Source organism: Nocardioides sp. (assembly GCF_050699375.1).
Taxonomy (GTDB): domain Bacteria; phylum Actinomycetota; class Actinomycetes; order Propionibacteriales; family Nocardioidaceae; genus Nocardioides.
The window spans coordinates 1-7,264 of record NZ_JBOHDN010000178.1; the positions used below are offsets into that span (position 1 = coordinate 1).

Consider the following 7,264-nt stretch of genomic DNA (forward strand, 5'->3'; position numbering starts at 1 on the left):
AGCTGAGAGTGACCTATAGACCACTCTCAGCTTCACAACCCAGGCCGAGGTGTCCGCGCCTAGAGCGGAAGTCGGAGCCGGGAGCCTGTCCCAGATACCCTTGGGCGCGTGAGCAGCAACAAGACGACCGCGCATGCCGTCGATCCCCTGGGCGTCGCCGTCCTGGGGTGCGGCGTGGTGGGGTCCCAGGTGATCCGGCTCCTGCTCGAGGGCGATGCGGATCTCGCCGCCCGAGTGGGTGCGCCGCTGGAGATCAGAGGTGTGGCCGTACGCCGCCTCGACGCTCCCCGCGACGTCGAGGTGCCGGCCGAGCTGCTCACGACGGACGCCCATGGCCTGGTCGCCCGAGACGACGTCGACCTCGTGGTCGAGGTGATCGGCGGCATCGAGCCGGCCCGCGGGCTCATCCTCGAGGCGCTCGAGAACGGCGCCAGCGTCGTCACCGCCAACAAGGCGCTGCTCGCCGAGGACGGCCCGACGCTCTACGAGGCCGCCGAGAAGGCCGGCACCGGCCTCTACTACGAGGCCGCGGTCGCCGGTGCGATCCCGATCCTGCGCCCGCTTCGCGACTCGCTGGTCGGTGACCACGTCACCAAGGTGATGGGCATCGTCAACGGCACCACCAACTACATCCTCGACAAGATGGACACCTACGGCGCCGGCTTTGAGGAGGCCCTCGCCGAGGCCCAGGATCTGGGGTACGCCGAGGCTGACCCGACCGCCGACGTCGAGGGCTTCGACGCGGCCGCCAAGGCCGCCATCCTGGCCAGCCTCGCCTTCCACACCCGCGTGACCGCCAGCGACGTCTACCGCGAGGGCATCACCGAGGTGACCGCCGGCGACGTCGCCTCCGCCAAGGCGATGGGCAGCGTCGTCAAGCTGCTCGCGATCGCCGAGCTCGATGACGACGATGTCTCCGTCCGGGTCCACCCGGTGATGATCCCGCGCAGCCACGCGCTGGCGACGGTGCGTGGCGCCTACAACGCCGTCTTCGTCGAGTCCGCCTCGGCCGGCGACCTGATGTTCTACGGCCAGGGCGCCGGCGGCGAGCCCACCGCGAGCGCGGTCCTGGGCGACCTGGTCACGGTCGCGCGCAACAAGGTGCTCGGCACCCGTGGCTTCGGCGAGTCCGCGTACGCCGACCGTGCGGTGCGCCCGATGGGGGAGACCGTCACCCGCTACCACGTCAGCCTCGACGTGGCCGACAAGGCCGGCGTGCTCGCCGCTGTCGCGACCGCCTTCGCCGAGCACGGTGTCTCGATCAATGCCGTCCGCCAGGAGGGCCGCGGCGACGACGCCCAGCTCGTCGTCGTGTCCCACGAAGCCCCTGATGCCGCGCTCGCGGCGACCGTGCAGCACCTGCGCGAGATGGAGTACGTCCGCGACGTCGCCTCGGTGATGCGCGTAGAAGGAGCAGTCTGAGATGCCCCAGCACGTTGGCACCGCGAAGCAGTGGCGCGGAGTGATCGAGGAATATCGTGACCTCCTCGACATCCCCGAGGGCACGCCTGCCGTCACGCTCGGCGAGGGCGGCACCCCGCTGGTCCACTCCGAATGGCTCTCCGCCGCCACCAAGGGGGAGGTCTGGCTGAAGGTCGAGGGCCAGAACCCGACCGGCTCCTTCAAGGACCGCGGCATGACCGCGGCCATCTCCGTCGCGGTCCACGAGGGCGCCAAGGCCGTCGTGTGCGCTTCGACCGGAAACACCTCGGCATCGATGGCCGCCTACGCCGCCAAGGCCGGGATCACCCCGGTCGTGCTCGTCCCCAACGGCAAGATCAGCGCCGCCAAGATGGCCCAGGCGATGGTCCACGGCGCCGAGGTGGTCAAGGTGCGCGGCAACTTCGACGACTGCCTCAAGCTCTCCCGCGCGCTCGCCGACAACTACCCGGTCGCGCTGGTCAACTCCGTCAACCCGATCCGCCTCGAAGGCCAGAAGACGGCCAGCTTTGAGGTCGTCGACCGCCTCGGCGACGCCCCCGACTACCACCTCATGCCCATCGGCAACGCCGGCAACCTGTCCGCCTACTGGCTCGGATATGAGCAGTACGCGGCGGCCGGCCACGCCACCAAGACCCCGGTCATGCGTGCCTTCCAGGCCGAGGGCGCAGCGCCGCTCGTGCTCGGCCACCCGGTCGAGCACCCCGAGACCAAGGCGACCGCGATCCGTATCGGCAACCCGGCCTCGTGGCAGCTCGCCGACGCCGCCGCGGCGAAGTCCGGGGGCCGGTTCCGTGCGCTCTCCGACGACCAGATCCTCTCCGCGCAGGCCCTGCTCGCCCGTAACGACGGCGTCTTCGTCGAGCCCGCCTCGGCCGCCGGAGTCGCCGGCCTGCTCTCGGACCTGGAGTCGGGCGAGACGTACGCCGGGGCGACCACCGTCATCACCGTCACCGGTCACGGGCTCAAGGACACCGCCACCGCGCTGGAGTTCTTCGGCGAGATGCCCGAGACCGTCATCGACGCCGACCTCGAGGCCGCTGCGGCCGCAGCCGGGCTCGCGTAGCGCCCATGACCTTCGTAGAAGGCCCGGTGACCGTCACCGTCCCGGCCACCTCCGCCAACCTCGGACCCGGGTACGACTCGCTGGGGCTCGCGCTCGACCTGCGCGACGAGCTCACCGGCGAGGTGATCTCGACAAGCTCGATCCACCGGGTCTCGACGAGCTCGACCACCGGGGAACGGACCTTGGAGGTCATCGTCGAGGGCGAAGGGGAGGGTGCGGTACCGCTCGACGAGTCCCATCTGGTCATCCGCTCGATGCGAGCGGCCTTCGAGATCATCGGCAAGCAGCCGCCCGGTCTCAGGCTGCACTGCGTCAACCGGATCCCGCACGCTCGCGGTCTGGGGTCGTCATCGGCGGCGATCATCGGCGGGCTCGTGCTGGCGCGCGCCCTGGTCGCCGGGGGAGAGCTGATCCTCGACGACGAGACGCTCTTCCGGAAGGCCGCCGAGATCGAGGGGCACCCCGACAACGTTGCCCCCGCCTTCCACGGCGGCTTCACGATCGCCGGTGTGGACGACGTCCCTTCGACAGGCCCTTCGACAGGCTCAGGAGGGCCCGGGCCCTCAGGACAGCGCTTCTTCGCGGTCCGAACCGCCGTGGACCCGAGGATCAGCGTCGTTGTCTTCGTGCCGCCCACCGGCGTCGAGACCAAGGCGTCCCGCGGCCTGTTGCCGGAGACGGTCCCGCACTCCGACGCGGCGGCCGGGGCGGGGCGTACGGCCCTGTTGGTCGCCGCCTTGAGCGACGCCCCCGAGCACCTGCACCGGGCCACTCGAGACTTCCTCCACCAGGAGTACCGCCGACCCGCCATGCCGGAGTCGCTCGCACTGGTCGACGAGCTGCGCGCCGATGGTGTCGCGGCGATCGTCTCCGGCGCCGGGCCGACCGTCCTGGCCTTCAGCAGCGGCGTGGAGTCGGCCGAGACGACCAAGCTCACCGCTCGCTGTCCGGCGGGCTGGGCGAGCCATTCGCTGCGCGTCGACATGGACGGCGTACGCATCCTCTGACTCGCCACCGCACCCGGCTGTGCTGGGTGCGATGCGTGTTAGCCTGAATGCGTATCCGTCTGGCCGTTCAGGCCTGCAGGATGTGCTATCCCCCTAACGCGCTGTGCCACGTCGTTGGCGCGCCTCGGCCCGTCAGGGGTTCTGACAATCGAGCCGTCGGTGTTGTACGCCGATCGGCGATACGTGGGAAAGGACTCACGTGACAGAAACCATGGAATCCGCCGCCCCGGAGCCGAACGCCCCGAAGAAGCGCGGTGGCCTTGGCGGAATGCTCCTCGCCGACCTCAAGGCGATGGCGAACGGTATGGGCATCGCGGGCGCGAGCTCGATGAAGAAGGCTCAGCTGATCGACGCGATCAAGTCGGCCCAGGGCAGTCGTGCCCAGTCGGCGCCCGCGCCGGCGAAGAAGGCTGAGACACCTGCCGCTGAGAAGCCTGCCGCCGACAAGCCCGTTGCGGAGAAGCCTGCTGACAGGGCTGCCGACAAGCCTGCAGACAGGGCTGCTGACAAGCCTGCAGACAAGGCTGCAGACAAGGCTGCTGACAAGCCCGCTGACAAGGCTGCCGACAAGCCCGCAGACAAGCCTGCCGAGAAGCCGGCGGCGAAGTCCGCCGAGACCGTCGAGTCGGGCAGCGAGGGCGGGCAGCGCCCGCGCCGCCAGCGCAACCAGAACCAGAACAAGGGCAACAACCCGAACCAGGGCGGCAACCCCAACCAGGGCGGCAACCCCAACCAGGGCCAGAACCAGGGCCAGAACCAGGGCCAGAACAAGGGCCCGGCCAAGGCCGACCAGCAGGCCGGCGAGAAGAAGAACGACGAGCCCAAGAAGGACAGGCCCTCGGACTCGGCGGACGAGAACGACGACGACAACGAGGGCGGCAGCCGCCGCAACCGTCGCCGTCGTGGCCGTGACCGTGACCGCAGCCGTCCGGGCCGCGGCGAGCCGGACACGACCGTCCTCGAGGACGACGTGCTCGTGCCGGCAGCGGGCATCCTCGACGTCCTGGACAACTACGCGTTCGTCCGCACCTCCGGCTACCTGCCCGGACCCGACGATGTCTACCTCTCCCTGTCGCTGGTCAAGCGCCTCGGCCTGCGCCGCGGTGACGCGATCGTCGGCCAGGTGCGCCAGCCCCGCGAGGGCGAGCGCAAGGAGAAGTACAACCCGATGGTGCGCATCGACTCGGTCAACGGTGCCGACCCCGAGGTCGCCCGCCACCGCGTCGAGTTCGACAAGCTCGCCCCCGTCCACCCCGACGAGCGGCTGCGCATCGAGGGTGGTCCCGACTCGGCCACCGGCCGGGTGATCGACCTGGTCGCCCCGATCGGCAAGGGCCAGCGCGGCCTGATCGCCTCGCCGTCGAAGGCCGGCAAGACCACGATCCTGAAGGCGATCGCCGGCGCGATCACCACCAACAACCCCGAGTGCCACCTGATGGTCGTGCTCGTCGACGAGCGTCCCGAGGAGGTCACCGACTTCGAGCGCACCGTGAAGGGCGAGGTCATCGCCTCCACCTTCGACCGTCAGCCCGCCGACCACACCGTGGTCGCCGAGCTGGCCATCGAGCGGGCCAAGCGCCTGGTCGAGCTCGGCCACGACGTGGTCGTCCTGCTCGACGGGCTGACCCGTCTGGGGAAGGCGTACAACCTCTCGGTCCCGGCCTCCGGTCGGATCCTGGGTGGTGGGGTCGACTCTGCGGCGCTCTACCCGACGAAGCGGTTCTTCGGCGCCGCTCGCAACGTCGAGGACGGTGGCTCGCTGACCATCCTCGCCACGGCCGCGGTCGAGACCGGCTCGAAGACCGACGAGATCATCTTCGAGGCGTTCAAGGACACCGCCAACTCCGAGCTGCGGCTGCGTGAGGAGTACGCCGAGGCGGGGATCTTCCCCGCCGTCGACGTCAACGCCTCTGGCACCCGCCGTGACGACCTGCTCTTCGCAGGCGGGGAGGGCGACGCGGTGCGCAGGCTGCGCAAGTCGCTCGCCACGCTCGACGGAGCCAAGGCCGCCTCGGTGCTGGGGGAGAAGGTCACCGGTTCGGCGACCAACATGGTGCTGCTCAACGAGGTCATCTCGACAAGCTCGATTCGGCGCGCCAAGGGCTGAGACGACCGTAGCGAGGTCGAGCGCCGAGCGAGGGAGCGACCGCGCGAAGCGCGGAGCGTGATGTGCGTTCTGGGGCCGCCGGGAATTATCGGCGGCCCCAGACGTTCACATAGACTGAATCCTCGGTGCCGGTTCACGTCCCGCAACCTGCGGTGGCGACCCGGAGCCCATGTCTTGAGAGGAACCTCATGAAGCCCGAGATCCACCCGACGTACGCCGAGACCCAGGTCACCTGCACCTGTGGCAACTCGTTCGCCACCCGCAGCACCGTCAACGGCGGCTCCATCCGCGCCGACGTGTGCTCGAACTGCCACCCGTTCTACACGGGCAAGCAGAAGATCCTCGACACCGGTGGCCGCGTGGCTCGGTTCGAGGCTCGCTTCGGCAAGCGCGGCAAGTAGCGACCTCTCAGCGCCGTCCCCTGCATCAGCAGGGGCCGGCGCTGGCGCATTTCAGCGACCATGTCCGGTCATGACACCCACTCCCGGCTGATGTCCAGCCGGGGCGAAGCGGAGGCGCAGAACAATGCAGTTTGATGCGGTCGAGGGGCTCATCGAGGAGCACACCGGACTGGAGAAGCGGCTTGCCGAGCCGGAGACGCATGCCGACGCGCGCCTGGCCAAGAAGCTCAACCAGAGGTACGCCGAGCTGAGCTCGATCATCGACGCCTACCGTCACTGGAATCAGCTCGGTGACGACCTCGAGGCCGCCCGCGAGCTGGCCGGGGAGGACCCCGGGTTCGCCGAGGAGGCCGAGGCGCTGGTGCCGCAGCGCGAGGAGGCCGAGGAGCGGCTGCGCCGTCTGCTCGTGCCCCGCGACCCGACCGACGACAAGGACGCGATCCTCGAGGTGAAGTCGGGCGAGGGCGGTGAGGAGTCCGCGCTCTTCGCCGGTGATCTGCTGCGCATGTACACCCGCTACGCCGAGAACCAGGGCTGGAAGCTCGAGCTCCTCGACGCCAACGAGTCCGATCTCGGCGGCTACAAGTCGGTCACCGTCGCAGTCAAGGCCAAGGGCAACCCCGAGCCCGGCCGCGCGCCCTATGCGCTCCTCAAGTTCGAGGGCGGCGTGCACCGTGTCCAGCGGGTGCCGGTCACCGAGTCGCAGGGCCGGGTGCACACCTCCGCCGCCGGTGTCCTGGTCGTGCCCGAGGCCGAGCCCATCGATGTCGAGATCAACGACAGCGACCTCCGTATCGACGTCTACCGCTCCTCGGGCCCCGGGGGCCAGTCGGTCAACACCACCGACTCCGCGGTCCGGATCACCCACGTACCCACCGGCATCGTCGTCTCGATGCAGAACGAGAAGTCGCAGCTGCAGAACAAGGAGCAGGCCATGCGCGTGCTGCGCTCGCGCCTGCTCCAGGCCGCCCAGGACGCCGCCGACGCGGAGGCCTCCGACGCCCGCCGTTCGCAGGTGCGTACGGTCGACCGCTCCGAGCGGATCCGCACCTACAACTTCCCCGAGAACCGCATCTCCGACCATCGCACGGGTTACAAAGCCTACAACCTCGACCAGGTCCTGGACGGTGCCCTTGAGCCGGTCCTCACCAGCGCGGTCGACGCCGACCTGGCCGCTCGGCTCGCCTCCCTGGACTCCTAGGTTCTGACGACAAGAGCGCGAGGGCCGCAGTCACCTGGTGAC

6 protein-coding genes are annotated in these 7,264 nt (G+C 69.7%); all 6 read left to right on the plus strand.

All coding sequences use genetic code 11. The annotated features are described in order from the left end of the window. Positions 1 to 108: 108 nt before the first annotated feature. Positions 109 to 1,422 (plus strand): homoserine dehydrogenase, encoded by a 1,314-nt coding sequence (locus ACRDPS_RS13255; RefSeq protein ID WP_431502111.1) that lies wholly within the window; start codon positions 109 to 111, stop codon positions 1,420 to 1,422. A 1-nt stretch (position 1,423) separates the two neighbouring features. Further along, positions 1,424 to 2,506 (plus strand): threonine synthase, encoded by a 1,083-nt coding sequence (thrC, locus tag ACRDPS_RS13260; protein WP_431502112.1) that lies wholly within the window; start codon positions 1,424 to 1,426, stop codon positions 2,504 to 2,506. Positions 2,507 to 2,511: 5 nt separating this feature from the next. Continuing rightward, positions 2,512 to 3,513 (plus strand): homoserine kinase, encoded by a 1,002-nt coding sequence (thrB, locus tag ACRDPS_RS13265; protein WP_431502113.1) that lies wholly within the window; start codon positions 2,512 to 2,514, stop codon positions 3,511 to 3,513. 199 nt (positions 3,514 to 3,712) lie between these two features. Then, positions 3,713 to 5,620, plus strand: coding sequence for a transcription termination factor Rho (rho, locus tag ACRDPS_RS13270; RefSeq protein ID WP_431502114.1), 1,908 nt, complete (start codon positions 3,713 to 3,715; stop codon positions 5,618 to 5,620). Between the two features lie 188 nt (positions 5,621 to 5,808). Beyond that, on the plus strand, positions 5,809 to 6,021 hold the full coding sequence (rpmE, locus tag ACRDPS_RS13275; RefSeq protein ID WP_431502115.1) for a 50S ribosomal protein L31: 213 nt from the start codon (positions 5,809 to 5,811) through the stop codon (positions 6,019 to 6,021). A 124-nt stretch (positions 6,022 to 6,145) separates the two neighbouring features. Then, the gene (gene prfA, locus ACRDPS_RS13280; RefSeq protein ID WP_431502116.1) at positions 6,146 to 7,222 is read left to right on the plus strand and encodes a peptide chain release factor 1; all 1,077 of its coding nucleotides are present in this window, start codon (positions 6,146 to 6,148) and stop codon (positions 7,220 to 7,222) included. The last annotated feature ends 42 nt before the right edge of the window (positions 7,223 to 7,264 follow it).